Origin of the sequence: Methylobacterium sp. 391_Methyba4 (assembly GCF_029691625.1) — a bacterium.
Taxonomy (GTDB): domain Bacteria; phylum Pseudomonadota; class Alphaproteobacteria; order Rhizobiales; family Beijerinckiaceae; genus Methylobacterium; species Methylobacterium fujisawaense.
The window spans coordinates 2887073-2913951 of sequence record NZ_CP121475.1 but is presented as its reverse complement, the minus strand read 5'-3'; the positions used below and the strand labels follow the sequence as shown (position 1 = coordinate 2913951).

28 protein-coding genes are annotated in these 26879 nt (G+C 71.1%); 16 read left to right on the top strand and 12 right to left on the bottom strand.

Annotated features, from left to right (window positions below):
* Positions 1 to 7: 7 nt before the first annotated feature.
* Positions 8 to 253: a hypothetical protein gene (locus tag P9K36_RS13585; protein ID WP_043757586.1), complete on the bottom strand. Its 246-nt coding sequence runs from the start codon at positions 251 to 253 to the stop codon at positions 8 to 10.
* Positions 254 to 520: 267 nt separating this feature from the next.
* Between P9K36_RS13585 and pstS the strand changes: the two genes are divergently transcribed.
* The 6 genes from pstS to phoB all read left to right on the top strand — a co-directional run bounded on the left by pstS (position 521) and on the right by phoB (position 6084).
* Positions 521 to 1561, top strand: a complete 1041-nt coding sequence (pstS, locus tag P9K36_RS13580; RefSeq protein ID WP_043345532.1) for a phosphate ABC transporter substrate-binding protein PstS — start codon at positions 521 to 523, stop codon at positions 1559 to 1561.
* An 84-nt stretch (positions 1562 to 1645) separates the two neighbouring features.
* On the top strand, positions 1646 to 2623 hold the full coding sequence (gene pstC, locus P9K36_RS13575; protein WP_111473901.1) for a phosphate ABC transporter permease subunit PstC: 978 nt from the start codon (positions 1646 to 1648) through the stop codon (positions 2621 to 2623).
* 12 nt (positions 2624 to 2635) lie between these two features.
* Positions 2636 to 3526 carry a phosphate ABC transporter permease PstA gene (pstA, locus tag P9K36_RS13570; RefSeq protein ID WP_075380270.1) on the top strand — a complete coding sequence of 297 codons (891 nt, stop codon included), beginning with the start codon at positions 2636 to 2638 and terminating at the stop codon, positions 3524 to 3526.
* 20 nt (positions 3527 to 3546) lie between these two features.
* Complete coding sequence (gene pstB, locus P9K36_RS13565; RefSeq protein WP_043345526.1) at positions 3547 to 4362, top strand: phosphate ABC transporter ATP-binding protein PstB; 816 nt, start codon at positions 3547 to 3549, stop codon at positions 4360 to 4362.
* A 118-nt stretch (positions 4363 to 4480) separates the two neighbouring features.
* Positions 4481 to 5200 (top strand): phosphate signaling complex protein PhoU, encoded by a 720-nt coding sequence (phoU, locus tag P9K36_RS13560; RefSeq protein ID WP_278307145.1) that lies wholly within the window; start codon positions 4481 to 4483, stop codon positions 5198 to 5200.
* Positions 5201 to 5388: 188 nt separating this feature from the next.
* A complete protein-coding gene (phoB, locus tag P9K36_RS13555) occupies positions 5389 to 6084 on the top strand; it encodes a phosphate regulon transcriptional regulator PhoB (RefSeq protein ID WP_043345521.1) in 696 nt (231 codons plus the stop codon).
* 147 nt (positions 6085 to 6231) lie between these two features.
* Here the strand turns inward: phoB and P9K36_RS13550 are convergent, their stop codons facing one another.
* A complete protein-coding gene (locus P9K36_RS13550; RefSeq protein ID WP_278307144.1) occupies positions 6232 to 8403 on the bottom strand; it encodes a protein-disulfide reductase DsbD domain-containing protein in 2172 nt (723 codons plus the stop codon).
* Between the two features lie 119 nt (positions 8404 to 8522).
* Positions 8523 to 10361 carry an aminopeptidase P family protein gene (locus tag P9K36_RS13545; protein ID WP_278307143.1) on the bottom strand — a complete coding sequence of 613 codons (1839 nt, stop codon included), beginning with the start codon at positions 10359 to 10361 and terminating at the stop codon, positions 8523 to 8525.
* Between the two features lie 127 nt (positions 10362 to 10488).
* Between P9K36_RS13545 and P9K36_RS13540 the strand changes: the two genes are divergently transcribed.
* A complete protein-coding gene (locus tag P9K36_RS13540) occupies positions 10489 to 10752 on the top strand; it encodes a hypothetical protein (protein ID WP_278307142.1) in 264 nt (87 codons plus the stop codon).
* Here P9K36_RS13540 and P9K36_RS13535 read toward each other — a convergent pair whose 3' ends face one another.
* Positions 10753 to 10941 carry an Rmf/CrpP family protein gene (locus P9K36_RS13535; protein WP_043384211.1) on the bottom strand — a complete coding sequence of 63 codons (189 nt, stop codon included), beginning with the start codon at positions 10939 to 10941 and terminating at the stop codon, positions 10753 to 10755.
* Positions 10942 to 10989: 48 nt separating this feature from the next.
* The gene (locus tag P9K36_RS13530) at positions 10990 to 11910 is read right to left on the bottom strand and encodes a 50S ribosomal protein L11 methyltransferase (protein ID WP_278307141.1); all 921 of its coding nucleotides are present in this window, start codon (positions 11908 to 11910) and stop codon (positions 10990 to 10992) included.
* A 298-nt stretch (positions 11911 to 12208) separates the two neighbouring features.
* Between P9K36_RS13530 and P9K36_RS13525 the strand changes: the two genes are divergently transcribed.
* The 4 genes from P9K36_RS13525 to modB all read left to right on the top strand — a co-directional run bounded on the left by P9K36_RS13525 (position 12209) and on the right by modB (position 14348).
* Positions 12209 to 12352 carry a hypothetical protein gene (locus P9K36_RS13525; RefSeq protein WP_167380412.1) on the top strand — a complete coding sequence of 48 codons (144 nt, stop codon included), beginning with the start codon at positions 12209 to 12211 and terminating at the stop codon, positions 12350 to 12352.
* Between the two features lie 156 nt (positions 12353 to 12508).
* On the top strand, positions 12509 to 12706 hold the full coding sequence (locus P9K36_RS13520) for a hypothetical protein (RefSeq protein WP_043345513.1): 198 nt from the start codon (positions 12509 to 12511) through the stop codon (positions 12704 to 12706).
* Between the two features lie 118 nt (positions 12707 to 12824).
* A complete protein-coding gene (modA, locus tag P9K36_RS13515; protein WP_043757567.1) occupies positions 12825 to 13640 on the top strand; it encodes a molybdate ABC transporter substrate-binding protein in 816 nt (271 codons plus the stop codon).
* A 15-nt stretch (positions 13641 to 13655) separates the two neighbouring features.
* Positions 13656 to 14348 carry a molybdate ABC transporter permease subunit gene (gene modB, locus P9K36_RS13510; protein WP_043345507.1) on the top strand — a complete coding sequence of 231 codons (693 nt, stop codon included), beginning with the start codon at positions 13656 to 13658 and terminating at the stop codon, positions 14346 to 14348.
* Between the two features lie 30 nt (positions 14349 to 14378).
* Here modB and P9K36_RS13505 read toward each other — a convergent pair whose 3' ends face one another.
* Positions 14379 to 15035: a glutathione S-transferase gene (locus P9K36_RS13505; protein ID WP_043384205.1), complete on the bottom strand. Its 657-nt coding sequence runs from the start codon at positions 15033 to 15035 to the stop codon at positions 14379 to 14381.
* 62 nt (positions 15036 to 15097) lie between these two features.
* On the opposite strand from P9K36_RS13505, the gene modC reads away from it, so the two are divergent.
* The 3 genes from modC (at position 15098) to P9K36_RS13490 (ending at position 18481) form a co-directional block, all read left to right on the top strand.
* Entirely contained in the window at positions 15098 to 16201 is a 1104-nt protein-coding gene (gene modC / locus P9K36_RS13500) for a molybdenum ABC transporter ATP-binding protein (protein ID WP_278307140.1), read from the top strand.
* Between the two features lie 262 nt (positions 16202 to 16463).
* Positions 16464 to 16841, top strand: a complete 378-nt coding sequence (locus P9K36_RS13495; protein ID WP_236961402.1) for a TadE/TadG family type IV pilus assembly protein — start codon at positions 16464 to 16466, stop codon at positions 16839 to 16841.
* On the top strand, positions 16838 to 18481 hold the full coding sequence (locus tag P9K36_RS13490) for a TadG family pilus assembly protein (RefSeq protein WP_278307139.1): 1644 nt from the start codon (positions 16838 to 16840) through the stop codon (positions 18479 to 18481). Before P9K36_RS13495 ends, P9K36_RS13490 begins: the two co-directional genes overlap by 4 nt.
* 16 nt (positions 18482 to 18497) lie before the next feature.
* Here P9K36_RS13490 and P9K36_RS13485 read toward each other — a convergent pair whose 3' ends face one another.
* The 6 genes from P9K36_RS13485 to P9K36_RS13460 form a co-directional block, all read right to left on the bottom strand.
* The gene (locus P9K36_RS13485) at positions 18498 to 19088 is read right to left on the bottom strand and encodes a PAS domain-containing protein (RefSeq protein WP_043355134.1); all 591 of its coding nucleotides are present in this window, start codon (positions 19086 to 19088) and stop codon (positions 18498 to 18500) included.
* A gap of 465 nt (positions 19089 to 19553) precedes the next feature.
* The gene (locus P9K36_RS13480) at positions 19554 to 20714 is read right to left on the bottom strand and encodes a M20 aminoacylase family protein (RefSeq protein WP_043355132.1); all 1161 of its coding nucleotides are present in this window, start codon (positions 20712 to 20714) and stop codon (positions 19554 to 19556) included.
* A 3-nt stretch (positions 20715 to 20717) separates the two neighbouring features.
* On the bottom strand, positions 20718 to 21995 hold the full coding sequence (locus tag P9K36_RS13475) for a GNAT family N-acetyltransferase (protein WP_043355130.1): 1278 nt from the start codon (positions 21993 to 21995) through the stop codon (positions 20718 to 20720).
* Between the two features lie 209 nt (positions 21996 to 22204).
* On the bottom strand, positions 22205 to 22639 hold the full coding sequence (locus P9K36_RS13470; protein ID WP_052083616.1) for a lysozyme inhibitor LprI family protein: 435 nt from the start codon (positions 22637 to 22639) through the stop codon (positions 22205 to 22207).
* Positions 22640 to 22681: 42 nt separating this feature from the next.
* A complete protein-coding gene (locus tag P9K36_RS13465) occupies positions 22682 to 23431 on the bottom strand; it encodes a glycerophosphodiester phosphodiesterase family protein (protein WP_043757557.1) in 750 nt (249 codons plus the stop codon).
* A 2-nt stretch (positions 23432 to 23433) separates the two neighbouring features.
* Entirely contained in the window at positions 23434 to 23907 is a 474-nt protein-coding gene (locus tag P9K36_RS13460) for a RidA family protein (RefSeq protein ID WP_043757554.1), read from the bottom strand.
* A gap of 372 nt (positions 23908 to 24279) precedes the next feature.
* On the opposite strand from P9K36_RS13460, the gene P9K36_RS13455 reads away from it, so the two are divergent.
* Positions 24280 to 25470, top strand: coding sequence for an aspartate aminotransferase family protein (locus P9K36_RS13455; protein ID WP_043384310.1), 1191 nt, complete (start codon positions 24280 to 24282; stop codon positions 25468 to 25470).
* Positions 25471 to 25638: 168 nt separating this feature from the next.
* On the top strand, positions 25639 to 26619 hold the full coding sequence (gene argF, locus P9K36_RS13450) for an ornithine carbamoyltransferase (protein WP_051045020.1): 981 nt from the start codon (positions 25639 to 25641) through the stop codon (positions 26617 to 26619).
* Positions 26620 to 26879 lie beyond the last annotated feature (260 nt).

Genomic DNA, 26879 nt, shown 5'->3' with positions numbered 1-26879 from the left:
CGCGCCGCTACCAGCGGCGCGCCCCCGGCCGTCGACGATACTCGGCGGCACGAATCAACGTCAGCACCCGGTCGAGGTTGACCAGCAGCTCGGCCTCCTCGCGCCGCGCTGCGTCCGCCAGCTCCGGATCGGTGGAGAATTTCTGGCGCGCCTGCGCCAGCGTGAGGGCACGCTCCACGGCCTCCCGCTCCGCATGCAGGGCCGACCAGACCGGGTCGGCATCCGCCCCCGTATCGACCTCCTCGCCGCCCACGATCCGACGTCCTCCCGCTGTCACTGCCGCTGGCATTGCCCCGGCATTCCCGCTGCCCATGCGGGTTATGAACGCGCGAGAACCACGAACCGTGCCGTCGGGCCCGCGGCGCGATGTCATCCCGGTGTCATCTGCCTGTCGTATGCGCCCCTCCATCGGGCGGCCGGCGCTGGGTCTCTTCGGAAGATCGGCCGCAGAGCTCTGCCGCGGGCATGGGCTTGCCGGCAGGGCAGCGCAGGCTCTTGCCCGACGGCAACGGAGAATCCCTTGAGACCCTTCGCTTACGCGCTCGCCGTCGGCCTCGCGACGGTTCAGCTGGCGTCCGCGGCGCTCGCCGCCGATATCACCGGCGCCGGGGCTACGTTCCCCTTCCCGGTCTACTCCAAGTGGGCCGAGGCCTATCGCAAGGAGACCGGCTCGGGCCTCAACTACCAGTCGATCGGCTCCGGGGGCGGCATCAAGCAGATCCAGGCGAAGACGGTCGATTTCGGCGCCACCGACGCGCCCCTCAAGCCCGAGCAGCTCGCCAAGGACGGTCTCGTCCAGTTCCCGACCGTGATGGGCGGCGTCGTGCCGGTGGTGAACATCCCCGGGATCGAGCCGGGCAAGCTCAAGCTCACCGGCGACGTGCTGGCCGACATCTATGCCGGCAAGATCGCCAAGTGGAGCGATCCGCGGATCGCGAAACTCAATGACGGGCTGAAGCTTCCCGACTCCAACATCACCCCGGTCTACCGCTCCGACGCGTCGGGCACGACCAACATCTTCACCACCTACCTGTCCCAGGTCTCCGAGCCCTGGAAGAAGGAATACGGCGCCGCCACGACGATCTCCTGGCCGGTGGGGCAGGGTGGCAAGGGCAACGAGGGCGTGACCGCCACGGTGAAGCAGGTCCCGAACGCGATCGGCTACGTCGAGTCGGCCTACGCCAAGCAGAACAAGCTTTCCTACGCCCTGCTGCAGAACAAGGCCGGCAAGTATCCGCAGCCCGACGACAAGGCGTTCCAGGCCGCGGCGGCGAGCGCCGACTGGAAGGCGACCCCGGGCTTCGGCATCTCCCTGACCAACCAGCCGGGCGAGGCGGCGTGGCCGATCACGGCGGCGACCTTCATCCTGGTCCACAAGGATGCCGTCGATCCGGCCAAGTCCGCCGATGTGCTCAAGTTCTTCAACTGGGCCTACAAGAACGGCGACAAGCTCGCCGTCGACCTCGACTATGTCCCGCTGCCGGACAACGTCGTCGAGCTGATCCACCAGGAGTGGAAGGACGTGAAGGGCAAGGACGGTAAGCCCGTCTTCAACATGTGAGCGTGGCCGGGAGGAGGTGCGAACCTCCTCCCTCGCTTCTCGGAACGCCCCGCGCTACCACGCCGTCTTCGCAGAGAACAGCGGATGCCCGCTTTGACTGAATCGATCGCCCTCGGCCGAACCCGTTCCGCGACGGCGCGGAAGGCGCCGAGCCGGAGCCTCGACACCCTGTTCCGGACCTCCTCGTATGCCGCAGCGCTGCTGGTGCTGCTCGTCCTCGCCGGCATCCTGGGCTCGATCCTCTACGGCGGTTGGCCCGCCTTCCGCGAATTCGGCTTCGGATTCCTGACCTCCAGCGCCTGGAACGTCGGGACCGAGCAGTACGGCGCCCTGGTGGCGGTGATCGGGACCGTCGCCTCCGCCTTCCTGGCGCTCCTGATCGGCGTCCCCGTCTCCCTCGGGATCGCGGTCTACCTCACCCAGCTCTGCCCGGGCTGGGCCCGCAAGCCGGTCGCCATGACGATCGAGCTGCTCGCCGCCGTGCCCAGCATCATCTACGGCATGTGGGGCCTGTTCGTGTTCGCGCCGCTCTTCGCGCGCTACATCCAGATCCCGGCCTCGAACCTCGTCGAGGGCATGCCGATCGTCGGCACCTTGTTCTACGCCCGGGTGCCCTCGGGCGTCGGCGTCTTCACCGCCGGGATCATCCTGGCGATCATGATCGTGCCGTTCATCGCCTCGATCGCCCGCGACATGCTCGACCAGATCCCGACCGTGCTGCGCGAGAGCGCCTACGGCATCGGCTGCACCACCTGGGAGGTGGTGCGCCACGTGCTGGTGCCGCAGGCCTCGGTCTCGATCATCGGGGCGATCATGCTCGGCCTCGGCCGGGCGCTGGGCGAGACGATGGCGGTGACCTTCGTGGTCGGCAACGCCAACCGCCTCTCGGCCTCGATCTTCGATCCGAGCTCGACCATCGCGTCGCGCATCGCCAACGAGTTCAACGAAGCCGACGGCCTCCAGCTCAACGCCCTGATGGCTCTGGGCTGCATCCTGTTCGTGATCACCTTCGTGGTTCTCATCATCGCCCGGCTGCTGACGCGCCGCGTCCAGGCCGCCTGAGGAGCACGCGCGATGGACGCCTCCCCCACGATGACCGCGGCGCCCCGGCGCCGCTCCGGCCGGGTCCGTCAGGGCCGGCGCATCGCCGACCGCACGCTGCGGGTTGCCTGCACCGGGGCGACTCTGGTGGGCGCCCTGGTCCTGGGCTCGATCCTGGTGATGCTGATCGTCCAGGGCGTGCGCGGCTTCACGCCGACCCTGTTCACCAACCCGACGCCGGGCCCCGGATCCGAGGGCGGCGGCATCGCCAACGCCATTCTGGGCAGCCTCGTCCTGACCGGGATCGGCATCGTGATCGCGACGCCGGTCGGCGTCATGGCCGGGACGTTCCTGGCCGAGTACGGGCGCGGCTCGAAGCTCGCAGCCCTGATCCGCTTCCTCAACGACATCCTGCTCTCGGCGCCGTCGATCCTGATCGGCCTGTTCGTCTACACCCTGATGGTGCGGCCGATGGGCACCTATTCGGGCTGGGCCGGCGGCGTCGCGCTCGCGATCATCGCCGTTCCGGTGATCGTCCGCACCACCGAGGACATGCTGCGGCTCGTCCCCGGAACCCTGCGGGAGGCCGGCGCGGCGCTCGGGGCGCCGCCCTCGACGGTGATCATCAACGTCACGTGGCGGGCGGCCTCGGCCGGCATCGTCACCGGGATCATCCTGGCCCTGGCGCGCATCGCCGGCGAGACGGCGCCATTGCTGTTCACCGCGCTCAACAACAATTCCTGGTTCTCGGCCAACCTGATGGGCGGCGTCGCGAACCTGCCGGTGATGATCTACCAGTTCGCCCTGTCGCCCTACCCGAACTGGCAGGGCCTCGCCTGGGCCGGCGCGCTTCTGATCACCGCCACCATCCTGGTGCTGTCGATCATTGCCCGCCTTGTGATCAAGCCGCAGACCTCGCGCTGAGACCCTTCGAGGACACGACGATGAACGCCGCCTCCGCGATCCCCACGGTCGAGCTGAACCGCAACCGCGCCGACGAGGGCGGTCCCGTGCGGATCGCCGTGAAGCGCCTGAACTTCTACTACGGCAGCTTCCACGGGTTGAAGGACGTCAACCTCAACTTTCACGACCGGCAGGTCACGGCGCTGATCGGGCCCTCGGGCTGCGGCAAGTCCACCCTGCTGCGCTGCTTCAACCGGATCTACAGCCTCTATCCGGAGCAGCGGGCCGAGGGCGAGATCCTCCTGGACGGCGAGAACATCCTCAGCCCCTCCATCGACCTGAACGAGCTGCGCTCGCGCATCGGCATGGTGTTCCAGAAGCCGACGCCGTTCCCGATGTCGATCTATGACAACGTCGCCTTCGGCCTGCGCCTCTACGAGAAGCTGCCGAAATCCGAACTCGACGGCCGGATCGAGGCCTCCCTGCGCAAGGCCGCCCTCTGGGACGAGGTGAAGGACAAGCTCAAGCAGCAGGGCACGGGCCTGTCGGGCGGCCAGCAGCAGCGCCTGTGCATCGCCCGCACGGTGGCGCAGCGCCCAGAGGTGATCCTGTTCGACGAGCCGACCTCGGCCCTCGACCCGATCTCCACCGGCCGCATCGAGGAGCTGATCGAGCAGTTGCGCGACGAGTTCACCATCGTGATCGTCACCCACAACATGCAGCAGGCGGCGCGCATCTCGCAGTTCACCGCCTTCATGTATCTGGGCCAGCTGATCGAGTTCGGTCCGACCAACCGGATGTTCATGAACCCGACGGAACGCCGCACCCAGGACTACATCACCGGCCGGTTCGGCTAGTCTGCCTGAACGCTCCGGTCTCGGGGAAGGCCGTCCGGTCGCCGCATCCGCGGAGGGCCGGCGGGTCCCCGAGGGCCTCCCCGGAGCGCCGCCCCCGGGACCCATCGAAGGATTCGCCATGCCCGGCCATATCGTCACCTCCTACGACACCGACCTGGAGAACCTGCGTCGCTCGATCTCGGAGATGGGCGGCGTGGCCGAGAAGATGACCGCGGAGGCGACGGACGCCCTCGTGCGCCGGGACGACACGCTCGCCCAGGCGGTGATCGTCGCCGACAAGCGCCTCGACACCCTGCAGCGGGACATCGAGGAGCGCGCCGTGCTGTTGATCGCCCGGCGTCAGCCCCTGGCGATCGATCTGCGTGAGACGATCTCGGCGATCCGCGTCTCCGGCGACCTCGAGCGGATCGGCGACCTCGCCAAGAACGTCGCCAAGCGGGTGGTGGCGATCTCCGATCAGGCGCCGGCCCAGAAGATCGTTCTCGGCGTGCGCCACATGAGCGACCTCGCGGAGGGCCAGCTCAAGGACGTTCTCGACGCCTATGCGAGCCGCGACGTCCAGGCAGCCCACGATGTCTGGGAGCGGGACGGCGAGATCGACGCCCTTTACAATTCGCTGTTCCGCGAGCTCCTGACCTACATGATGGAGGATCCGCGCAACATCTCGTTCTGCACGCATCTTCTGTTCTGCGCCAAGAACGTCGAGCGGATCGGCGACCACACCACCAACATCGCCGAGACGATCCATTATCTCGCCACGGGCGAGGCCCTGGCGGGCGACCGGCCGAAGAACGATGCGTCGAACTATGCGACCGTGGACGGGGTGCCGGCTCCGTAAGCGGGCCGCCCCCGGTCCAGGCGTCGGCCTGCGCGCGCTCCTGTGGGGCGCCGCCGGAGAATCGGAGCGTGCGGGTTGAGGCTGAGCGGCGCCTCCTGCACCCTCCGCCTGCCCGCCGGCTCCAAGGAGAGTCGGCGCGCCTGCAGGCCGTATGGCGCCGCTTCGTGAACGGATCTTCGAACGTGAGCATGCAAGTCCTGATCGTCGAGGACGAGGAGGCGCTGACCACGCTGCTGCGCTACAATCTGGAAGCCGAGGGCTTTCTGGTGGATTCCGCGGCTCGCGGCGACGACGCGGAGCTGCTCCTGGCGGAGCGGATTCCCGATCTCGTCCTGCTCGACTGGATGCTGCCCGGCCTGTCGGGCATCGAGCTGTGCCGGCGGATCCGGGCGCGCCGGGAGACCGAGCGGCTGCCCGTGATCATGCTCACCGCCCGGGGCGAGGAGGGCGACCGGATCCGCGGTCTCGGGACGGGCGCCGACGACTACATCGTCAAGCCGTTCTCCGTCCCGGAACTGCTCGCCCGGATCCGCGCGCTGCTCCGCCGGGCCAAGCCCGCCCATGTCTCGGACCGGCTGGCGGCGGGCGACCTCGAACTCGACCGCACCGGCCATCGCGTCCGCCGCGGCGGCGAGGAGCTGCATCTCGGCCCCACAGAGTTCCGTCTGCTGGAATTCCTGATGCTGGCGCCGGGCCGGGTCTTCTCCCGCGAGCAGCTCCTCGACGGGGTCTGGGGACACGACGTCTACATCGACGAGCGCACGGTCGACGTCCATGTCGGGCGGCTGCGCAAGGCACTGAACGGCCCGCGCCAAGCCGACCCGATCCGTACGGTCCGCGGCTCGGGCTACGCCTTCGACGAGACGTTCTCGCTCGACGCTTGAGAGGGGCGCGAAGCGTTCCGGGACAAAGGGTTCCGGGCCGGAGGCCGGTCGGCCGCGCCGCCCGCCCGCTTGCAGCGAAGGGAGCCAGGGACGTTCGAGGCCGGCGGATGCTGCGAGGCCCGGCGGCCCCCCGGGCCTCGCGCAGATTCAGCGGGTCAGCGCCGCGCTCCGGCCGGACGCGACCGGCACGGCGTCGAGCGCCGCCAGAACCGTCCCCTCGGTGAGGATCTGCGGAAGCACCTGAGGCGCTCCGGTTCCGGTATAGAGGAGGTAGAGCGGCACGCCGCTGCGCCCGTGCTTCTCCAGCAGACGGGTGATCTCGGGATTCTGGTTGGTCCAGTCGCCCTTCATGTAGGTCACGCCGCGCTCGGCCATCGCGGCCCGCACGGCCTTGGTGTTGAGCGAGGTCGCCTCGTTCACCGCGCAGGTGATGCACCACGCGGCGGTCATGTCCACGAAGACGGGGCGGTGCGCGTCCACCAGGGCGTCGAGACGCGCTTGAGTGAAGGGCTCGACCCCGTCGGCGGCGGCCTGCGCCGACGGCGCGGCGCGGTCCCGCGGAAGGGTCACGGCGAGGGCCGCCACGGCGACCAGCGCGAGCGCCGCAGCGACCCGCGCGACCCGGCCCGCCCCGGGCGCGGCGGCGCGGCCGTGTTCCCAAGCCCAGGCGGCGAAGCCCACCAGGACGAGGCCGATCAGTGCCGCCAGCAGCCCACGCGGATCGACCTGCTGCGCCAGTACCCAGATCAGCCAGGCCACGGTGGCGTAGACCGGGAAGGCCAGGACCTGCTTGAGGGTCTCCATCCACGCGCCCGGCCGCGGCAGCGCCCGCAGGGCCGGCGGCCAGAGGGTCAGCACCAGGAAGGGCAGGGCGAGGCCGAGGCCGAGGCTCGCGAAGACGGCGAGCGCGACACCGGCACTCTGCGTCAGCGCGAAGCCCACCGCCGAGCCCATGAACGGCGCCGTGCAGGGGGTCGCCACCAGGGTCGCCAGCACGCCCGTGAAGAACGAGCCGCTCAGGCCGGCACGCCGGGTCAGGCCGTCTCCGAGGCCGGCGAGCCGGCCGCCGACATGGACCACCCCGGACAGGCTCAGGCCCATCGCGAACAGCAGATAGGCGAGGGCTGCGACCATGGCGGGCGATTGCAGCTGGAAGCCCCAGCCGATCGCGGCCCCGCCACCCTTCAGGGCGATCAGCAGGGATGCGAGGCCGAGGAAGCTCGCCAGCACGCCGGCCGTGTAGGCGAGGCCGTGCAGCCGCAGCCGCGCCGGGCCCTCGCCGGCATGCCGCACGAGGCTCAGCACCTTGATGGACAGCACCGGGAAGACGCAGGGCATCAGGTTGAGGATCAGGCCGCCCAGAAAGGCGAAGGCCGCGGCGGTCGCGAGGGTCAGCGCGTCGAACTCGGCGACGGCCGGCGGGGCTCCGGCCGGATTCGGCGCGCTCGACGCGGCCGCGACGGCAGGAAGCACCGGCTCGTCACCATACGCGAAGGCGAGGCGGCGGGTGCCGTCCGTGCCGACCTCGTCGATCGTCAGGACGCCGGGCAGGGCCGCGGGCGCAGGATCGGTCGGGCTGCTGCGCGCGATGGTCAGATGCAGACCGGTCTCGTCGACGGTCATCACCTGCGCGGCGGCGTTGTCGATCGCCGTCTCAGCATAGGGGAAATAGGCGGCGTTCCGGACGGATTCCGGTTTCAGGCCGGTCGCGGCGAAATCGAGCTGGAGCGTGTCGCCCTGGCTCGACAGGCGCAGGGGCCAGAGCGCCGGCGCGGGTAGGGCAGCCCGGGCGCGCGCGAACAGCGCGGCGTTGGCCGGGTCCGGCTCGGCCTTGCCCACCGGCAGGGTGAGCGCGAGATCGGCCGAACCGGGGACGCACTCGGTCTCGCAGACGAGATAGGTCAGCTTCGCCTGGATCTGAACGGGATTGGCCGGGTCGAGGCTCGGCGGCGGCGTCACGGGCACGAGGAGCGTGACCTCACCCTCGTAGCCGTAATTCATGAGGGTCGCGATCGGGATGCGCTCCGGCGCCGGCCATCGGATCGCGCTGGCGTTGAAGCCGGCCGGCAGGGTCCAGGTCACCTCCGGAGGCAGTCCGGAATCGCCCGGGTTGCGCCAGTAGACGTGCCAGCCGGGCTTGATCTGCATCCGCACCGCCAGCGTGAACGGCTGCGCGCCGGCGACCGCGGCGGGCTCGGCCACGAGGCTCGCCCGCACGAGGTCGGCCGGCGTGCGGAAGCCCTGCGGGACCCCTTGGGCTGCGGCGGCCGAGAGGCTCGCGGCGAAGGCCAGGATCAGAATGGCGAGGCGGCGGATCATGCTGTCCCTTCGCGCGCAGGGCGGGCGCGGTTTCACGCGCGGTGTATCCGGGCCAGCGCGGGCGTTTCGATGGCGGTGGGTCTTACCACGGGCCGCGCCCGGGATCCCACGCCGATCGCTCAGTCCGCGAGCGGCACGGTCGCACGCTCCAGCCAGTCGCGCGTCCCGGCATCGACCCGGGGCGCCAGGGTCTCGCGCACCCGGGCGTGATAGGCATCGATCCAGGCGCGCTCCTCCGGTTCGAGCAGGTCCGGCTGGATCAGCCGCCGATCATAGGGGGCGAGCGTCAGGGTCTCGAAGCCCAACATCGGGCGCTCGCCGCCCGCGATCGTGCGGGGCTCGACCAGCACGAGGTTCTCGATCCGGATTCCGTAGGCGCCGCGGGCGTAATAGCCCGGCTCGTTCGACAGGATCATGCCGGGCTCCAGCGCCACCGTGCCGGTCTTGGCGATCCGCTGCGGTCCCTCGTGCACCGACAGGAAGGCGCCGACGCCGTGGCCGGTGCCGTGATCGAAGTCGAGCCCCGCCTGCCAGAGCGGCGCCCGGGCGAAGGCGTCGATCTGAGCGCCGGTCGTGCCGACAGGAAACACCGCCCGGGCAATCGCGACGTGGCCCTTCAGCACCCGGGTGTAACGGTCGCGCATCTCGGCGCTCGGCGTGCCCACCGCGACTGTGCGGGTGATGTCGGTGGTGCCGTCCGGATACTGCGCACCGGAATCGATCAGGAACAACTCGCCGGTCCGGACCGTCCGGTCGGTGGCGCGGCTCACCCGGTAATGGACGATCGCGCCGTTCGGCCCGGATCCCGAGATCGTCGGGAACGAGACCTCGCGCAGATCGCCGCCCGCCGCGCGGAAATCCTCAAGGGCCTCGACGGCGGCGATCTCGGTGAGGCCCCCGGCCGCGGCCGCACCGTCGAGCCAGGCAAGAAACCGCACGACACTCGCCCCGTCGCGGACATGGGCGGCGCGCGCACCGGCGATCTCGGCGGCGTTCTTGACCGCCTTCATGCCGGTGATCGGATCCTTGCCGACATCGGCGGTGCCGCCGGCAGCCTCGATCTTTTCCTTCAGGGCGACGGCGCCGGTCGCCGCGTCGAGGCGGACACGCACGCCGGCGAGGGATCCCAGCCCGTCGTCCAGTTCCGCCCGGGGCAGGATCTCGGCGATCGGGGCCAGCACCGCGCGCAGCGCCGGATCGACCTCGGGCGAGACCAGGAACAGCCGCGCCAACCCCTCGCGCGGCAGGATGGCATAGCCGAGGGCCAGGGGCGTGTGACCGACATCGGAGCCGCGCAGGTTGAAGGCCCAGGCGAGATTGTGCGGATCCGAGATAATCAGCGCATCGCAGCCGCCCTCGGCGAGGGCCGCCCGGATCCGGGCGATTTTGTCGGTGCAGGCCTCGCCGCACAGGGCGTCCGGATGGAGCACCACCGGCCCGGCGGGGGGCCTCGGGCGGCCCGCCCAGACGGCGTCGACGAGGTTCGGCACGGCCCGCACCGTGCCGCCGGCCCGGGTGGCGGCCCGCTCCAGGCGTGCGAGACCGTCGGGTGTATGCAGCCAGGGATCGTAGCCCAGAACCTGATCCCTCTTGAGGTTGACGCCGATCCAGGCTTCCGGCGTCGACTCGGCCAGCGGCACCACCGTGAGGATACCGGTATCGACCTGTTCGGGCGCCTGCAGGGTGTAGCGGCCGTCGACGACCAGCGCGGCGGATTCCATCAGGATCACGGCCGTCCCCGCAGAGCCGGTAAAGCCGGTGAGCCAAGCCAGCCGTTCGGCGTCGGCCGGAACGTATTCGGACTGGTGCTCGTCCGCCCGGGGCACGACGAAACCGTCGATCCCGTGCTCGCGGAGAGCGGCCCGCAAGGCCTCGATCCGCTCGGCGCCCTTCCGGTGGCTCGGGTCGTCGAAGCTCTGGAAGCGCTGACGCGGCTGGGGCGGACGGGGCTCAGTCATGAGGCGAGCCTAGCGCCCGCCGCTCCCACGCCGCAACACCCCGTCCTCAGAGGAGGCGTCCGGGTGCGGCGCCTAAAAGATCGCTAACAATCTTATCACGCCGCCGGATTTGGCCTATTCCTCAGACATGCCACGCCGCGTCTACTACCGGATCAGCGACAGACCCGATGGCCGCTTCGACGCCATCGTGACGATCGAACCCAACACGGTGGTTCGCCGGGACGGATTCGATTCGCTCGCCGAACTCGAAGAATGGGTGGACGGTCTGCGCGTGCTGATGGCGGCGCTCGGCGCTCCCGTGTCGCGGGCAGACGGGGCGGAAACAGCAACCGAAACCGCCCCCGCATCGGATGGTTCGACGCCGTCGGGCCGGCTCCGCACCGCGCGCTGATCAGCGCTTCGCGACCGGCAGGTCCGGCATGCGCTCGATGGGCGCGCCGTCGTAGCCTTCGAACCACGCAACGCGTGCGGGCGAATTCGCCGGATAGGGGCACGCGTCCTTGGGACGGCCCTGGGCCCGGGCGCGGGCGCCCTCGGCGATGGGGTCCGCGGGCGGATCATGGAGCGACGTCTGGCTCATGGCCAATCAACGCGCCGGCGCGCCGCCGGTTCGGGGCGCCTCAGCGCCTCAGGGCCGTGGGCGGCGGGCGGCGCCGCCGCGCATCAGGACCAGGGCGACCCAGCCCTCGATCATGCCACGGCGGACGAGGGAGAAGCCCTGGAGGCGGTAGGCCGAGAGGACGCCGGGCACGTCGCGCGCGATCAGGCCGGACAGGACCAGAACGCCCTCGGAGGCGACCACGCGCGTCAGCGTCGGCGCGAGGAGCCGCAGGGGCCGGGCCAGGATGTTGGCGAAGACGAGATCGAAATGGCGCGGCCGGTCGGCGAGGCGGTGGCGCACCCCCGGCCCCTCGTAGAGCTTGAGATAGGGCCCGAGCCCGTTGGCCCGGGCGTTCTCGCGGGCCGTGCGCACGGCCTCCGCGTCGAGGTCGCCGGCCACAACGGGTTGCCGCAGGGCCTTGGCGGCCGCGAAGGCGAGGATCCCGGTTCCCGTACCGACATCGAGGACATGGGCCGGGCGCCGGCGCTTCAGCTCCGAGACCAGCGCGCGCAGACAGCCCAGGGTGGTCCCATGGTGGCCGGTACCGAAGGCGAGGGCCGCCTCGATCTCGATGGGCAGATCGTTGCCCCGCACGGCGTCGCGGTCATGCGAGCCGTGGACGAGGAAGCGTCCCGCCCGAACCGGCTTCAGCCCCTCGAGCGACGCGCGCACCCAATCCTGCTGCGCGATGGTGCGAAACTCGGCCGCATCCGCCGCATCGCCGATGACGGGCCGGATCAGGTCCCGGACGTAATCCTCGTCGGGCGCGTCGGCGAAATAGGCTTCGAGGCGCCACGTGCGGCCGTCCTCGTCCTCGAAGGCGGCGACGGCCGTGTCCATGGGATCGAACATCTCACCCAGGAGGTCGGTCATCGCCCGGGCCGACCGTTCATCGGTCAGCAGGCGCAGGACGTGAGACGGGCGGTGGGGCGGCAGGCCTTCGAGCATGATGCCGGGCTGTAACGCCGGGGCGCGCCGCAGCCCAGGGGCTAACGCGAAAAAATACGGTCCCCGCCGGCGCAGGGAGGCCCGGGAGACGCGGCCGACGCGCGGCCGACGCGCGGTCCCGCCCTTTGTTGCCGGACAGACACAAGGGTGAATACTTGTGATCTCAGCGATCTAAATCAGTGTCCAGGGGCATCGCGCGTGCTTAAACAATCTCGGCTTCCCCAAGGCCAGACCCTCGACTCAGGCGCGCCGCACTTCGTGGAGCGGCGCGCCGGTTTTGACAGACGATCGTGCTGCCATGACATCGCCTCTCCTTATCAGCGTCGCCTTCGCGGTTGTGACCACGGCCGCGGCCACGCTGTGGGCGCTGCTGGTTGCGGACGGCATGAGCGGCGCGCCGGAGAGTCAGCCGGTGGAAGGCCGCGACATCCGGACCTGGTGAGCCCCGCCTTTCGATTCGTGCGCGCTACTGCCCAGGAATGCGGCACGACGGTCGCGCGTTAATCACATGATCCACCGGGGCCGTGGAACCAGCCGCTTCGGGCGGCGTTTTTGCCGGCTTTTTACGTGAATCACGATTGAGCAGGGTGCGTACAGCGTGACCAAGTCCCGGCGTTCCGGCCCCCGTGGGCCCGTGGTCGTCACCGGCACGGCCGTGCAGTCCCGACCGCGTGAGCGGATCTTCGGGGGCCCCGCACCGGACGGGCCCCTCCCGGGCCACCTCTTGGTTCTGCTGAGCCGCCTGCACCGCGCCGAGGCCGAGCCCAAGGATCGCCGCGACGCCAATCTGGGGTGATCCGACGAGGGCGTCCTTCCCGGCGCGACCGCCGGCCTTGGCCGGCGGTCGCGGCGTCCCTATGATCCCCGTCGTTCCCCGCTGGATATAGCGGGTCGCGACCGGGGAGACCCCATCCATGCGCCTGACCCGACGGATCCTGGCCACGCTGGCCCTCGCAACGCTGGCGCTCACCCCCGGGGATCGGGCGGCGCGGGCGGAGGAGCCCGTCGTGGTGTTCGCGGCCGCCAGCCTCAAGAACGCCCTCGACGACGCTTCGGCCGCCTGGACCAGGGCGTCGGGCAAGACCGCGCGGGTCTCCTATGCGGGCTCGAACGCCCTCGCCAAGCAGATCGAGGCGGGGGCGCCGGCGGACCTGTTCATCTCGGCCGACCTCGCCTGGATGGACTACGTTGACCGGGCCGGGCTCCTGAAGACCGGCTCGCGGATCGATTTCCTGCGCAATGCCCTGGTGCTGATCGCGCCGGGTCCGAAGAACGGCGCCGCGGACCCGCAGATCGCCCTGGCGCCGGACCTCGGCACCACGCTGACGCGGATTCTCGGCGGCGGCCGGCTGGCCATGGCGACGATCGACGCCGTCCCGGCCGGCAAGTACGGCAAGGCGGCCCTGGAGAAGCTCGGCGCCTGGGACGCCGTGAAGGGGCAGGTGGCGCAGGCGGAGAACGTGCGCGCCGCCCTGCTGCTCGTCGCGCGGGACGAGGCGCCCCTCGGCATCGTCTATGCCACCGACGCCGCCGCGGACCCGAGCGTCCACGTGCTGGCGACCTTCCCGGCCGACAGCCACCCGCCGATCATCTATCCGGCGGCCGTGACCAAGGTTTCGCGCAACCCGGATGCCGGAGCCCTGCTCGGCTACCTGCGCGGCCCGGAGGCCCGGGGCTTCTTCGAGCGCCAGGGCTTCACGGTGGTTGCGCAGCCCGGCGCCAGCCAGTAGCGGCGCGCCGGCTCCGTGTTCGGTCTGACCCCGGAGGAGTGGACCGCCGTCGGCCTGAGCCTTCGGGTGGCGACGGTGGCGACGCTTGCGAGCCTCGTGCCCGGCCTCGCCGTGGCGTGGCTGCTGGCGCGGCGCCGCTTTCCCGGCCGCGCCCTGCTCGACGGGCTGGTCCACCTGCCGCTGATCCTCCCCCCGGTGGTCACCGGCTACCTGCTGCTGCTGGCCTTCGGCCGGCGCGGTCTGCTCGGCGCCCCCCTCGCCGAGATCGGCGTGGTGCTCTCCTTCCGCTGGACCGGAGCGGCGCTCGCCTGCGCGGTGATGGGGTTCCCGCTCATGGTGCGGGCGATGCGGCTGTCGATCGAGGCGGTCGACCGGCGGCTGGAGCAGGCGGCCGGGACGCTGGGGGCGAATCCCTTCGCGGTGTTCCTGACCATCACGCTGCCGCTCAGCCTGCCCGGCTGCCTCGCGGGGGCCGTGCTGGCCTTCGCCAAGGCGATGGGCGAGTTCGGCGCGACCATCACGTTCGTGTCGAACATCCCCGGCGAGACCCAGACGCTGCCGTCGGCGATCTACACGCTGACGCAGGTGCCCGGCGGGGAGGGGCCTGCCCTGCGCCTCACCCTGATCTCGATCGCGCTGTCGGTCTCGGCCCTTCTGATCTCGGAAGTCCTCGCCACGCGGGCCGGTCGACGGCTGGGGGCGGGCTGAATGGCCGCCGCCGCCAAGGGGGAGACCCGCTCAGGCATAGGCGTAGGGGCCGCCCTGCTGCAGCGCCCTCTGATAGGCCGGGCGGGTATGGATGCGTGCGAGCCAATCCGTGACCTGCGGGCCCGTTCCCGTGCCGCGCGCCGCGAAAGCCTCCAGCGGGAAGCTCATCAGGATGTCGGCCGCGGAGAAATCGGTGCCGCAGAAATACGGCCGGTCCGCGAGCTCCGCCTCCCAGAAGGCCGCATGCCGGCGCAGATCCGGATCGACGAAGCCCCGCAGCACCGTGTCGGCGATCCGGCGCACGAGGGGCCGCAGCAGCCAAGGGCTGCTCGGCGCCAGCCGACCGAAGACCAGCTTCAGCAGCAGCGGCGGCATCGCCGACCCTTCGGCGTAATGCGACCAGTAGACGTAGCGCCGCCGCGCCTCAGTCCCCGGTTCGGGCACGAGCCTCGCGCCGGCCAGCTCCGTGAGATAGGCGACGATGGCGCCGGTCTCGGCGACCACCGTCTCGCCGTCGGTGATCACCGGCGCCTTGCCGAGCGGGTGCACGGCCACGAGCTCGGGGGGCGCGCGCAGGGTCCGGGGATCGCGGGCATAGCGCGTCACGCGATAGGGCAGGCCGAGTTCCTCCAGCAGCCAGAGCACGCGCTGCGACCGGCTGTTCTCGAGGTGATGGACCGTAATCATCGCGGGCGAGTCCGGGCCGGCGCCGGAACGCGCCGCGGCCCCTGTTACCCGAGTCCCGCCGCGTGAGCATCCAGGTCGACGTCCAGATCCGGCGCGGCGCCTTCGCGCTCGAGGCCGCCTTCGAGGCCGGGCCGGGGCTCACCGCCCTGTTCGGGCGCTCGGGCTCGGGGAAGACCACGTTGATCGACCTGATCGCCGGCCTCGCCCGCCCGGATCGGGGCCGGATCACGGTCGGGGGGGCCCCATGGGTCGATACCGCGGCGGGACTGATCCTGCCGCCGCATCGGCGACAGGTCGGCGTGGTGTTCCAGGATGCGCGGCTGTTCCCGCATCTCAGCGTCCGGACCAACCTCGGCTACGGCCGCATCTTCGCCCGGCACCGTGCCGACCCGGTGGCCTTCGCGGCGGTGACGGGCATGCTCGGGATCGACCATCTCCTCGACCGGCGGCCTGCCGGGCTCTCGGGGGGTGAGCGCCAGCGGGTGGCGATCGGCCGGGCCCTCCTGGCCAGACCGCGCCTCCTGCTGATGGACGAGCCCCTCGTGGCCCTGGACGAGGCCCGCAAGGCCGAGATCCTCCCCTACATCGAGCGCCTGCGCGACGAAGCCGGCATCCCGATCATCTATGTCAGCCACGCGGTGTCCGAGGTGGCACGGCTCGCCACCACGGTGATCGTGCTGGAATCCGGGCGCGTGGCCGCCGCCGGCCCCGCGGAAACGATCCTGCGCCGGGCCGATCTCGTCCCGATCCACGAGGCCGAAGCCGGCGCGCTGCTCGACATGGTCGTCGAGGCCGTCGATGACGCCACCGGGCTCACGCGTCTGACGGGCGCCGCCGGGCGCCTGCTGGTGCCGGGGCTGTCGCGCCCGCCCGGAACGCGGCTGCGCGTCCGGATTCCCGCCCGCGACGTGCTCGTCGCCACAGAGCGCCCTCGCGGGCTCAGCGCCCGCAACGTGCTGGCGGGCCAGATCTGCGGGCTCGCCCCGGCGGGAGCCGAGACGGCGGTGGAGATCGATTGCAACGGCGCGCGCCTCGTGGCGCGCGTCACCGCCGCTGCCGTCCGCGAACTCGGGCTGGTGCCGGGGCGCGACGTTCATGCCATTATCAAGAGCGCCGCCTTCGATCCCGCCGGCATCGGTCTGCTGCGGCCGCCGACGGCCATCTGAGGCCGCCCCGGCGCGACGGCGTCGGCGCCGCACGCGGTGGCGCAGCGCGGTCCCCCCTGCCGGCGCCGCACCGGAGCGGCTGTTTTCGCCCAAAGGTTGTATAATCGACGATTAAAACAACCATTGGTTAGAAGATCGGCGCCACCATAGGTCGTGCAGTCATCGGGCTGCGCGACCCGTGGAGGGCGATGCGATGGACTTGCGGCGCTTGCGCCGGCGTGGCGCGCCGAAGGGGTGGACCTGCCGGCGGGGCAGCTCTGCGGTGGAGTTCGCCCTCGTGGCGCCCATGCTGCTCCTGCTGTTCGCCGGGATCGCGGTGTTCGGGATCTGTCTCGGCGCGGCCCACAACCTCCGCCAGATCGCCGCGGAGGCGGCACGCGCCTCCGTGGCGGGCGTCACCGATTCCGAGCGCGCCAGCCTCGCCCAGAAAATGGTGAACCAGAGCCTGAACGCCGGCGCGATGTTCCGGCCGGGCAGCATCGTCGTGCAGGTCGGGCCGGATCCCAGCGACGCCACGGTGTACACGGTCACCGTCACCCTCGACGCCACGACGCTGGGCATCAACGTCTTTTCCCGCCTGCTGCCGATGCTGCCGAGCGTGCTGCGCAGCACCGTCAGCGTTCGAAAGGGCGGCCTGTGATCGGGCCGCGCGCAGGCCGGACACGGCGCTTCCGGGCGGCCCGGGGCGGCAACGTCGCGATCCTGGTCGCCCTCGGCAGCGCGATGCTGATGGGAGCGGGCGCGGTCGGGATCGACCTCGGCATGGTCTTCCAGGCGCGGCGCAAGGCACAGGGGGCGGTGGATATCGCCGCCATGCTGGCGGCCGTCGATCCGGCCCAGGCGGACACGGCGGCGCGGCGCTCCCTCGGCGACAACGGCTACGCCACGGCGACCGCCACGGTCAGCCCGGGCAGGTACGACGCCAGCGCGCCGGGAACCGCGCCCGGCAGCCGGTTCAAGGCCGGCGGCAGCCCGGCCAACGCCGTGCGGGTCGGTCTCTCGACTTCGGTCCCTGTGACCTTCGGCCGGGCGATCGGCCTTCCGGCCGCGGTGCCGCTGCGGGTCACGGGCACCGCGGCGAGCGCGCAGTTCGCCGCCTTCACGATCGGTTCCGGCACCCTGCAACTCCAGGGCGGCATCGCCAACGCCCTGCTCGGCGCGCTTCTGGGCGCCAAGCTGTCGCTCAGCGTCAGCGACTACGACGCCCTGGCGAGCGCCCGCGTGGACGGCCTGCGGGTGCTCGACGCGCTCGGGGCGAGCCTCAACATGCAGGCGGCGAACTACACCGACATCGTCCAGGCGCAGGCCAGCGTCGGGCAGATGTTGATGGCGCTCCGGGTCGCCGCGCAGGACAATGGCAGCGTCGTCTCGGCCCTCTCGGGAATCCTCAACGCCCTGCCGAATGCCGGCAACCTCATCGCGATCGGCCAGGTGGACGGGCTGGGCGATGCCGCGGCGCTGGCGCCGCCCCGGGGCTTCGCCGGCCCCTCCCTCAACGTGCTGAACCTTCTGGGTGCCGCGGCCGCGCTGGCGAACGGCCAGAACCAGGTGGCGGTCGATCTCGGGGCGACCATTCCGGGCCTGCTCGCGACCCGCCTGACCCTGGCGATCGGCGAGCGCAAGCGCAGCTCGGGCTGGGTCCGCCCGGGCAGCCCGAACGCCACCGTGCAGACCGCGCAGACCCGGCTGCTGATCGAGGCCACGGTCACGGCACCCCTCGGACTCGGGAGCCTCACCCTGCCGGTCTACGCCGAGGTGGCGCCCGCCCAGGCGACCCTGCGGGCGCTCACCTGCGCGGGGCCCAGCGGACGTCAGGTCACCCTCGACGCGCAGACCGGGCTGGCGACCCTCGCGATCGCCGGCGTGCCGCGCACGGCGATCAACGGCGGCAGCACAGGTCCCGACCTCTCGCAACCGGCCCCCCTGATCGCCCTGCCGCTGATCACCGTCTCCGGCCGCGCGCTGGTGACACTGGGTACGGGCGCGCAGACCCTGACCTTCTCGGAGGCGGACATCGCCAACCACACCGTGCGCTCGGTCGCGTCGGGCAACCTGACCCAGTCGCTGACCGGCAGCCTGCTGCGCAACCTCACGCTGAACATCAACGGGATCGGCGTGGCTCCGCTGCTCCAGTCGGCCCTGACGACGACCCTGGGCGCCGTGGCGCCCGCGATCGACCTCGTGCTCGACAACGTGCTGCGCAGCCTCGGCCTGCGCCTCGGCTACGCCGATCTCGATGTCGACGGCACCCTCTGCAGCCAGGCCGTTCTGGTGCAGTGAGCCGGGCCGGCCCGGCTCAGTGGCCGCGACCGCGCGCACCGGTCGTGGAAGCCTTGGCGATGTGCCGGCCCAGGTGCAGCAGCAGCATGTCGACGAGGAGCTGAAGCTCGGTATCCGCCACCCCTTCCAGGGCGTCGCGGCATTCGAGGGCCCGATCCACCGCCTGCGTGAGCGCGTCCGCGGGCTCCGCCGCCGCAGCCGCGGGCGGCGACGCATCGGTCACGTCGATGATGATGCCGTGTCCGAGGCGCCGGCTCGACGCGCCCGCCGGAATGCGACCGCGATCGAGGATCCGGCGGACCTGGCCGGAGGGCGACAGCGTCCGGTACTCGGCCACGAACAGGCCGCCGCGCGCGCGCACCGCCTTGAACTGCCGCACCACGGCCGGCCGGTCCTCGGGATGAACGCAGGCCTTGGCGACCGAGAGCGGGAGCGGACGCCCGGCGAGCCCGGAATCCCCGGCCAGAACGTCGGCGGCGCCGGCATCGAGGATGCACCGCTCGTCCCGCGGCGACCAGGACCACGCACCGATGATCCCGGACGCGTTCAGCGCGGCCGCGAGATCGACGGGCCGAGGACGGGGATCTTGGATCGCGTCGGCAATCATGGGCGATCTCCGATTCCGGCGTGCCGCATGCACGCATTCGCCGGAGACATACAACCTTTGATAGAATTAATGAGCAGTTAACTCAACCCATAGCGAGGCATCTATCCCGGTACGCGACTGAGCCTCCATCACGATTCTCTTTTTCCGGCAGCGGGTCCACTTCGTTGCGCTCGCCTAACGACCCGCCCAAGTTGCAATCCCGGCAGCACGTCACCCGAGTTGCGTGAGCAGCGTGAACGCGCCGAAAATCAGAACCGCTCCCACCGAGGCGGCGAGCAGGATCAGCGCCGCGCGGGATTCCCGTATCTCCGGTGACATGGCGCCCTCCCATCACGGCCCGTGTTGGTTCGCGGGCTGGTTGCGTCAAGAATCGCACCGATCGGTCGGTCTGTCGACGGTCGCCTGCGCCCAGACCCATCATCGCCCGCCATCCGGACAGCTCCGGACGGCGGGGGCCGCCGGGCGTCAGGCGGCGGTGCGCCGCTCCACCATCCGGGCGAGGAAGGCGCTGCCGATCGGGATGATCGAGTCGTCGAAGTTGTAGCCGGCATTGTGCAGGCCGGGACCCGGATTGGCGCCGAGCCAGACATAGGCGCCGGGCACCGCCATGGTCATGTCGGCGAAGTCCTCGCTGCCCATCTTCGGCACGACATTCGCCTCGACCATGTCGGCGCCCAGCAGCTCGGTGGCGACCTCCGTGGCGGCGGCCGCCTGCTCGGGGGCGTTCTCCAACACGGAGAACACGTCCTGCAGGTCGACCGTGACCTCGGCGCCGTAGGCCGCGCCGAAGCCCGCCGCCAGCTCGCGCATGCGGGCGCCGGCGAGGGCCCGGATCTCCTTGTCGAAGGTGCGGATCGTGCCGGCGAGATGGGCCGTCTCCGGGATGACGTTGTAGGCGGAGCCCGCCTCGATCCGGGTGATCGACAGCACGATGGATTTCAGCGGATCGGCGTTGCGCGACACGATCGACTGCAAGGCCTGGGCGAGGCCGGTGGCGATGATGATCGGATCGACGCCCCGGTGCGGCTGGGCCGCGTGGATGCCCTTGCCGCGGATGTGGATGTCGAAGAAGTCCGCCGCCGCCATGATCGGCCCCGGCCGCAGCTTGATCATGCCGTGGCCGCCGCCCGGCTGGTTGTGCAGGCCGTAGATCTCGTCGCAGGGGAAGCGCTCGAACAGCCCGTCCTTCAGCATGGCCCGGGCGCCGCCGCGGCCCTCCTCGGCCGGTTGGAACACGAACACCGCGGTGCCGTCGAAGTCGCGGGTCTCGGCGAGGTAGCGCGCCGCGCCCAGCAGCATCGTGGTGTGGCCGTCATGGCCGCAGGCGTGCATCTTGCCGGCATAGGTCGAGCGATAGGGGAGGTTGGTCTCCTCCTCGATGGGCAGGGCGTCCATGTCGGCGCGCAGGCCGATCCGGCGGCCGTTGTCGGTGCGGCCCTTGAGCAGTCCCACCACGCCGGTGCCGCCAACGCCGCGATGCACCTCGCAGCCGAAGGTCTCGAGGAGGTCGGCGACGATGCCGGCGGTGCGCACCTCCTCGAAGCCGAGCTCCGGATGGGCGTGCAGGTCGCGGCGCAGGGCCGTCAGCTCGTCGGCATAGGTCTGGATGCGGTCGATCGGGCTCATGTCTTACGGACTCTCGGGGGCTGACGTCTTGGAGGGCGAGGTTTCGGAAGGCGCAGCGCCGTCGCAGGCACCGCCCTCGTCCGTGCGCCGGAACGGCGTCAACGTGTCGAGGACGTCCACCGCCTCGGCGACGTGGGCGCGCTCCCGCTGCAAGTAATCGGCCACCGCGCGGCGCAGGGCCGGGTCGGCGATGTCGTGGGCCGAATGCATCAGGACCGGCCGGTAGCCGCGGGCGAGCTTGTGCTCGCCCTGGGCGCCCGCCTCGACCCGCTTCAGGCCTCGGGCAATCGCGAAGTCGATCGCCTGATAGTAGCAGATCTCGAAATGCAGGAAGGGGTGGTCCTCGATGCAGCCCCAGTTGCGCCCGTAGAGCGCCGTGTCGCCGATGAGGTTGATGGCCCCGGCGATGTAGGTGCCCGCGCGCTTGGCCATCACGAGGAGCACCCGGTCGGCCATGCGCTCGGACAGGAGCGAGAAGAAGCGGCGGTTGAGGTAGGGCCGTCCCCATTTCCGGGAGCCCGTGTCCATGTAGAAGGCGTAGAACGCGTCCCAATGGGCCTCGGTGATGTCCGCGCCGGTGAGGTGCTCCACGGTGATCCCGGGCGCGAGGGCGTCGCGGCGCTCCTTGCGGATGGTCTTGCGCTTGCGCGAGGCGAGGGCGGCCAGGAAGTCGTCGAAGGTGGCGTAGCCGTCGTTCTGCCAGTGGAACTGCTGGTCGGTGCGCTGCAGGAAGCCGGCGGCGCCGGCCCGCTCCCACTCGGCCTCGCGCATGAAGGTGACGTGGATCGAGGAGGCCTTGGTCTCGCTCCGCAGCGCCCGCAGGCCCGCGACGAGGCCGGCGGTGGCCTCGTCGGGATCGGCGCCCGGCGCGATCAGGAAGCGGGGGCCGGTCACCGGCGTGAACGGCACGCTGACTTGCAGCTTCGGGTAGTAGGCGCCGCCGGCCCGCTCATAGGCGTCGGCCCAGCCGTGATCGAACACGTACTCGCCCTGGCTGTGGGATTTCAGGTAGCAGGGCGCCACGCCGAGGCGCTCGCCGTCGCGCTCGACCGAGATGTGGAGCGGCAGCCAGCCGGTCCTGCGGGAGACGCAGCCCGAATCCTCCAGCGCCGACAGGAAGGCGTGCGACAGGAAGGGATTGTGGGTCTCGTCGCCCGCCGCCAGCGTCTCGGCCGAGAAGGCGCAGGCATCCCAATCCGCGGCGCCGATCTCCTTCAATCCGGGAAGCGCCCGCACGGTGAGTGCGGCGGTCTCCGGCGTCGGCCCGGGTGCTTGCTTCATGGGCCGGAATCTAGCCTGTGCCCCGCAGGGAGCAAGCGGGCGGATGCGCACGGCAGCCATGGCTGCCTTGTCAGATGGCCGCCGCCGTCACCCGCTGCGCGCGCCGGACCCGCCGTCGCGCGCTTCCTCGACGGCTTGCTCGACGGCGTGCGCGACGGCGCGGAAACGGGCCTGAGACCCGAACGGGACGCCGCCGTCGCGGCCCGCGCTCACTCCCCGAGCCGGCCCACGCAGGACACGTCCTCCGGCTTGCAGTCGAGATATCCCTTCAGGATCTTGGTCCGCGCGTCGGTCAGGCCCTTCAGGCAGCCGTTGTATTCCATCGCGTAGGCCGAGCCCCCGTCGAAACCCATGGTCTCGAGGAAGCAGGTCGCGTCCCGGTACGACAGCCAGGCCTTCTGGGCGCCCCGCAGGGCGTCCTTCGTCTTCGGACCGACCTTCTTCATCAACTGCCCATAGACGGCGTTCAACGCCGTATCGGCGGTCCGGTAATCGGCACCCGCGCAGGCGTTGAGATCCGCCTGGGTCGTGCCCTCGCACGGGTCGGCCGCCGCGGCGGGCGCCGGGGAGAGCAGGGTCGCGGCGAGGGCGAGGGCGCCGCAGTGCCGCACGAACCGTGCGCGCGATTCACTCGAAACGGTCATGGCGGTCTTCGTCGTGACGAATCGGACGGGTCTTAGGAAAATTTACGGGACGAATCCCTCGAACACCATCTGGTCCGCGTGTGCGGCGGCCCGGGAGCGCTGCTCCTCGGTCCGGACCGTCCAGGTCATCACGGGGACCCGTCCGAGCAGCCGGCAGAGATAGGTCGGCGCGCAGGGCAGGTCGTCCACCCGCCAGGACAGGAAGTCGGGCCGGGTCTCGGCGAAGTGCAGCAGGTCGGAGAGCGACCGGCGGAGCGAGGGCGTCAGCGCCGCGTAGGCGGGATCGTCCTGCGTGGTCTCCGCCACGATGCCCCGCGGGATCGTGGCAGGGCAGAGATCGCGCAGGGCCGCGACCACCTGTGGGTCGAAGGATTTCAGCGCCACCGGCCCGGCATAGGCCGCGGCGACCTCGGCGGTGCGGTTCGCAAGCCGCAGGTCGCCGTCGTAGCGGGACTTCACCTCGATCACCACCGGCACGACCCCGGCCACCGCCGCCAGGAAGGCCGGCAGCGTCGGGATCGTCTCCGCGGACCCGGCGACTTTGAGCGTCCCGAGTTCGGCGGCCGACCGTTCGTCCACCGCCTCGCGCGCCGTCGTGAGGCGGCCGAGGGCGGCGTCGTGGAACACCATCGCCTCGCCGTCGGCACTCAACTGGACGTCGCACTCGATAGCGAAGCCGCCCGCGACCGCCGCCCGGGCCGCCGCCAGCGTGTTCTCCGGCCGGCCCGCCGCCCGGTCGTGCAGGCCGCGATGGGCGATCGGCCGCGCGGTGAGCCAGTCGGGGGCGCCCACCGTCAGCGGACCTCGAACATCGCCTCGACCTCGACGGCGGCGTCGAGGGGCAGTTCCGCGACGCCGACGGTGGAGCGGGCGTGGCGCCCGCGGTCGCCGAGCAGCTCGACCATCAGGTCGGAGGCGCCGTTCATCACCCCGGCCACCGCCGAGAAGCCCGGCGCCGCGTTGATGAAGCCGCCGAGCCGCACGCATTGCACCACCGCGTGGTCGAGGTCGCCGACCGCGGCCTCGAGCTGGGCGAGGACGTTGAGGGCGCACAGGCGGGCGGCCGCCTTGCCGGCCTCCGCCGAGACCCCGCCGCCGACCTTGCCCTTGTGCTCGGCCGCGATGGCGCCGTGAGCGCCGAAGCAGACCTGGCCGGAGATCACCACGAGATTGCCGGTGCGCACGAACGGCACGTAGTTGGCGACGGGCGCGGCCGCCTTGGGCAGGGTCAGGCCCAGCGCCTCCAGGCGTTCCTTGATCGAGCTCATCGGGTTCTCCCTGGTTCCTGCGAATCCGCGGGAGCAGGAGCACGGCCGCGCCCCGCGGCGCAAGGGCCGCGCGCCGCGAAGGCTCGGATCGCGGCCTCGATGACCGGCCGCGGCGGCGGCCGTCCAGCCTCCGTTTCGCGGGCTCGCGATTCGCCGACGGCGCACGGCAAAGCCGCGGATTTGTCCCAGAGATCAGCTCTGTCCGTGCTCCGTGCAGGCCTGCCCGGCGGGCCCACCTGACATTGAAACGTTGACAGGAGCCGGCTCTTTCATAGTAATCGCGCGCGTGCCGCCCAGGACTGAGGCGGCACTTTCATTTGGAGCCGGCTCAACGCTGGCTCCCGGATCCTGCATGAAACGGAGATGGGACCCGTGACGTCAGCCCTTCTGCCGACCTACGTCCGCGCGCCGCTCGCCTTCGAGCGCGGCGAGGGCGCCTGGCTCGTGACGGAGGGCGGCGAGCGATACCTCGATTTCGGCGCCGGCATCGCGGTGAACGGCCTCGGCCACGCCCATCCGCATCTCGTCGGCGCGCTCACCGAGCAGGCGGGCAAGATCTGGCACACCTCGAACCTGTTCCAGATCCCCGGCGGCGAACGCCTCGGGCAGCGGCTCGTCGATGCGACCTTCGCGGACGTGGTGTTCTTCTGCAACTCGGGCGCGGAAGCCAACGAGGCGGCGATCAAGATCGCCCGCAAGTACCACGCGGCCGACGGCCATCCGGAGCGGTACCGGATCGTCACCTTCGCGGGCGCCTTCCACGGGCGGACCCTGGCGACGCTCGCGGCCGGCGGACAGCAGAAGTACATCGAGGGGTTCGGGCCGAAGGTCGAGGGGTTCGATCAGGTCCCGGCCGGCGACTGGGCGGCGCTGGAGGCGGTGATCGGGCCGGAGACGGCGGCACTGATGATCGAGCCGATCCAGGGCGAGGGCGGCGTGCGGGTGATTCCCCACGCGGACCTGCGCCGGCTGCGCGAGATCTGCGACGCGAAGGGCCTGCTTCTGATCATGGACGAGGTCCAGACCGGCGTCGGCCGCACCGGCCGGCTGTTCGCCCATGAATGGTCCGGCATCACGCCGGACATCATGAGCGCGGCCAAGGGCATCGGCGGCGGCTTTCCCCTCGGCGCCTGCCTCGCCACCCGCGAGGCGGCCCGCGGCATGACCGCCGGCACGCACGGCACCACCTTCGGCGGCAACCCCCTCGCCATGGCGGTGGGCAACGCCGTGCTGGACGTCGTGCTGGAGGAGGGCTTCCTCGATCGCGTCGCCCGCTCCGGCCTGCTGCTCAAGCAGAAGCTCGCGGCTTTGCGCGATCGCCATCCGCACGTCATCGAGGAGATCCGCGGCGAGGGGCTGATGCTCGGCCTCAAGCTCGGCGTGCCGAACACGGATTTCGCCGCCGCCGCGCGGGACGCGCACCTGCTGGTGATCCCGGCGGGCGACAACATCGTCCGCCTGCTGCCGCCGCTGACCATCGGCGAGACCGAGATCGACGAGGCGGTCCGGCGCCTGGACGCGGCGGCGTCCAGCTTCGAGGCCGTGCGCGGCGCGGCCGAGTAGGACCGATCCGAGAGTTTCAGAACACCGCCCTCCGGATGCCGGGGGGCGGCCCGAAGCATTTCCGGGCGCGGTCGATCCCGCCGCGCCTGACGGAGATGCCCCTGCCAGGAGGTAGAGTGCGGTTCATGATCAGGTGATCGTTGAGCAGACTCTAGTTATTGTGACGCGATGAAAGCCCAGATTGACGGCCGGGCACAGGCCCCGGCCAGGCACCTGAACGGTGCCGGCCCTCGTCATTTCCTCGATCTGAAGGACTTTTCCGGAGCAGAGCTGCGCCGGGTCCTCGATGCCAGCGCCGCCATCAAGGGGCGCCGTCGGAAGGGCGAACTGGCCGCGGAGCGCCCCCTCACGGGCAAGACCCTGGCGATGGTGTTCGACCGGCCCTCGACCCGCACCCGCGTGTCCTTCGACGTCGCCATGCGCGAACTCGGCGGCGAGACCCTGATGCTCACCGGCTCGGAGATGCAGCTCGGGCGCGGCGAGACCATCGGCGACACCGCGCAGGTGCTGTCCCGCTTCGTCGACGCGATCATGATCCGCATCCTCGACCACGGTCAGATGCTGGAACTGGCCGAGTACGCCACCGTCCCGGTGATCAACGCCCTGACCAAGGTCTCGCATCCCTGCCAGATCATGGCCGACGTGCTGACCTTCGAGGAGCATTGCGGGCCGATCAAGGGCCGCAAAGTGGCCTGGTCCGGCGATGCCAACAATGTGCTGGCGAGCTGGGTCCATGCGGCCGCGCGGTTCGACTTCACGCTCAACATCGCGAGCCCGCCCGAGCTGGCCCCGCCCCCCGCGCTCCTCGCCTGGGCGCAGCAGGAGGGCGCCGACATCCACGTCACCACCGACGCCTTCGCGGCGGTGGAGGGCGTCGATGCCGTGGTCACCGATTGCTGGGTGTCGATGGGCGACGACGACGAGGCCCACCGGCACAACCTGCTCAGCCCCTATCAGGTCAACGCCAAGCTGATGGCGGCGGCGAATCCGGACGCGATCTTCATGCACTGTCTCCCGGCCCATCGCGGCGAGGAGGTGACGGCCGACGTGATGGACGGCCCGCGCTCCGTGGTGTTCGACGAGGCCGAGAATCGCCTGCACGCGCAGAAGGGCATCCTAGCCTGGTGCCTGGGCGCGAACGGGCTCTGATCCGGTCGATGTCACCGGCCTCGCGCTGGCGGGGTCGGTGCACCATATGGGCGTGAGCGGTCGGCCGGTGCCGTCCGCCTCCCCATCATGGCTGCCGTCAGGCGGCATCCCGGCGACGGACGGCGCGCGCAGCGCGGCGGCTCCGACTCCGGGCCGGTCGGGGTGAGGGATCCGATCGCTCCGCCAAGGTCATCGCCTCACGCCGCCCGGTCCGCCGGGAGGACGGATCCACGCCTCGCCGGCACGACATGCCGGACGCA

Coding starts and splice junctions, on each gene's coding strand:
- P9K36_RS13525 (WP_167380412.1), top strand. CDS start 12,209: ATGACATCGCCTCTCCTTATCAGCGTCGCCTTCGCGGTTGTGACCACG.
- P9K36_RS13540 (WP_278307142.1), top strand. CDS start 10,489: ATGCCACGCCGCGTCTACTACCGGATCAGCGACAGACCCGATGGCCGC.
- phoU (WP_278307145.1), top strand. CDS start 4,481: ATGCCCGGCCATATCGTCACCTCCTACGACACCGACCTGGAGAACCTG.
- P9K36_RS13505 (WP_043384205.1), bottom strand. CDS start 15,035: ATGATTACGGTCCATCACCTCGAGAACAGCCGGTCGCAGCGCGTGCTC.
- modA (WP_043757567.1), top strand. CDS start 12,825: ATGCGCCTGACCCGACGGATCCTGGCCACGCTGGCCCTCGCAACGCTG.
- P9K36_RS13460 (WP_043757554.1), bottom strand. CDS start 23,907: ATGAGCTCGATCAAGGAACGCCTGGAGGCGCTGGGCCTGACCCTGCCC.
- phoB (WP_043345521.1), top strand. CDS start 5,389: ATGCAAGTCCTGATCGTCGAGGACGAGGAGGCGCTGACCACGCTGCTG.
- pstA (WP_075380270.1), top strand. CDS start 2,636: ATGGACGCCTCCCCCACGATGACCGCGGCGCCCCGGCGCCGCTCCGGC.
- P9K36_RS13545 (WP_278307143.1), bottom strand. CDS start 10,361: ATGACTGAGCCCCGTCCGCCCCAGCCGCGTCAGCGCTTCCAGAGCTTC.
- pstB (WP_043345526.1), top strand. CDS start 3,547: ATGAACGCCGCCTCCGCGATCCCCACGGTCGAGCTGAACCGCAACCGC.
- P9K36_RS13530 (WP_278307141.1), bottom strand. CDS start 11,910: ATGCTCGAAGGCCTGCCGCCCCACCGCCCGTCTCACGTCCTGCGCCTG.
- P9K36_RS13535 (WP_043384211.1), bottom strand. CDS start 10,941: ATGAGCCAGACGTCGCTCCATGATCCGCCCGCGGACCCCATCGCCGAG.
- pstC (WP_111473901.1), top strand. CDS start 1,646: ATGCCCGCTTTGACTGAATCGATCGCCCTCGGCCGAACCCGTTCCGCG.
- P9K36_RS13550 (WP_278307144.1), bottom strand. CDS start 8,403: ATGATCCGCCGCCTCGCCATTCTGATCCTGGCCTTCGCCGCGAGCCTC.
- P9K36_RS13470 (WP_052083616.1), bottom strand. CDS start 22,639: ATGACCGTTTCGAGTGAATCGCGCGCACGGTTCGTGCGGCACTGCGGC.
- P9K36_RS13475 (WP_043355130.1), bottom strand. CDS start 21,995: ATGAAGCAAGCACCCGGGCCGACGCCGGAGACCGCCGCACTCACCGTG.
- P9K36_RS13480 (WP_043355132.1), bottom strand. CDS start 20,714: ATGAGCCCGATCGACCGCATCCAGACCTATGCCGACGAGCTGACGGCC.
- argF (WP_051045020.1), top strand. CDS start 25,639: ATGAAAGCCCAGATTGACGGCCGGGCACAGGCCCCGGCCAGGCACCTG.
- P9K36_RS13485 (WP_043355134.1), bottom strand. CDS start 19,088: ATGATTGCCGACGCGATCCAAGATCCCCGTCCTCGGCCCGTCGATCTC.